1 protein-coding gene is annotated in these 1565 nt (G+C 76.9%); it reads right to left on the bottom strand.

Translation table 11 applies throughout. From position 1 onward, the window contains the following. Window positions 1-23: 23 nt before the first annotated feature. The coding region (locus AB0M20_RS42670) for a LuxR C-terminal-related transcriptional regulator (protein ID WP_364307127.1) at window positions 24-1565 on the bottom strand (1542 nt) is incomplete at its 5' end.

Consider the following 1565-nt stretch of genomic DNA (forward strand, 5'->3'; position numbering starts at 1 on the left):
GCGGCCACGGCCCGGTGCGTCGATCAACGGGACTCCGGTGTGCTCGTACCCGGATCGTTTCGCTCCATCGTCCTTGCGATCTCCACCCGTGACGTGACGCCGAGCTTGTTGAACAGGCTCCGGATGTGGGTTTCGACGGTCTTCGTGCTGAGGTGCAGCGCGGCGGCGATCTCGGCGTTCGTGCGCCGGTCGGTGATCAGGCCGGCCACCTGCGACTCCCGCTCGGTCAGGCTGCCCACGCCGCGGCCCGCGCCGTCGCCGGGCCGGGTGCGGTGATGGACCCGCCGGTCGCCGAGCCGGCGCAGCTGCCGCTCGGTCTCGGCCCGGCGGCGCGGCGCCCCGCACCGGTCGTAGATGGCCCGCGCCATCTGCAACTGGCGCACCGCCTCGTCGCGGTCACCGGCCTCCGCGAGCGCGGTCGCGGCGATCCCCCGCGCGGCAGCGCAGTCCACCACCGCGCCCCTTCTCTCGGCGGAGGACGCCGCTTGCAGGGCGAGGTCCGCCGCCTCGGCCGGCCGTCCTTCGTGGAGGGCGATCATGGCCGCCGCGCGACCGGTCATCGGGCCGCCGGCCGCCCCGGTTCCCCGGCCCAGGGCGAGCCGGCAGCGAACGAGCAGCTCGTGCGCCGCCGGCCGCAACGGCGGCGGGACCAGCTCGAGATCGCCGAGGAGAAGCCGCTCCGCCGCGGCGGGCTCCGCGGACTCGACGAGCGCGCCGGCCAGCGCCAGCCGTGCCCACACGGCCGGAAGGGTGTTCGCGGTCGCGCCGTGCAGCTCAACGCTCTCCTCGGCGGCCGATCGTGCCGTGTCGGCGTCGCCGCCCACCGCGGCGACGGTGGAGCGCGCGAGCAACACCCAGCCGAGCATGGAGGCGTTGCCGGATGTGCGGGCCACGTCGACGGCCTCGTCGAGCAGGGCGGCCGCCGCCGGCAGCCGGCCCAGCGCGATGCGCACCGTGCCCGCCCAGAACATCACCGGCACGTGATGACGCGAGACCTCCAGCGCCCGCTCGGCGTGCCGGGCGGCGTCGCGCAGCGAGCCGGTGAAGAGCTCGGCGGCGGCCAGCCGGGCCGCGATCGGATCGGGTGAGGCGCCGATCTCCTCGTCGGTCATGGCGTCGACCAGCGTCGCCGCCTCGGCACACGCGGCCGCGGCGTCCCCCTCGACGCCGGCGAGCGCGGCGGTCAGGGCCTGACTGGTGGCCGCCTCGGCGATCTGTGACGGGTCGGCGGCGGCGCGGGTCCGGCCGGCCCAGGCGACGGCGTCGGGGAACTCGAGGCGGAAGAGGTGGTCCTGGGCGATCGCGTCCATCAGGCGTACCGACTCGGCCGGGTGAGCGTCGCCCAGACGGTCGAGGGCGGCCGTGAGCCGCTGGTGGGCGGCGTCGTGGTGGCCCAGCGTGTGCTCGATCCGGGCGCAGTCGGCGATCAGCGGGACGCGCGACGGTATCGCCTCGTCCGGCGTCGCCGCCAGGGCCCGCAGCAGCGCGAACCGGGCCTCGCCGAGCCGGCCGGCGGCGCCCAGGGCCTGGCCCAGCGCCGCCCACAGCTCGGCCGCCGCGGGCCC

It is taken from the genome of Actinoplanes sp. NPDC051633 (assembly GCF_040681735.1).
Taxonomy (GTDB): domain Bacteria; phylum Actinomycetota; class Actinomycetes; order Mycobacteriales; family Micromonosporaceae; genus Actinoplanes.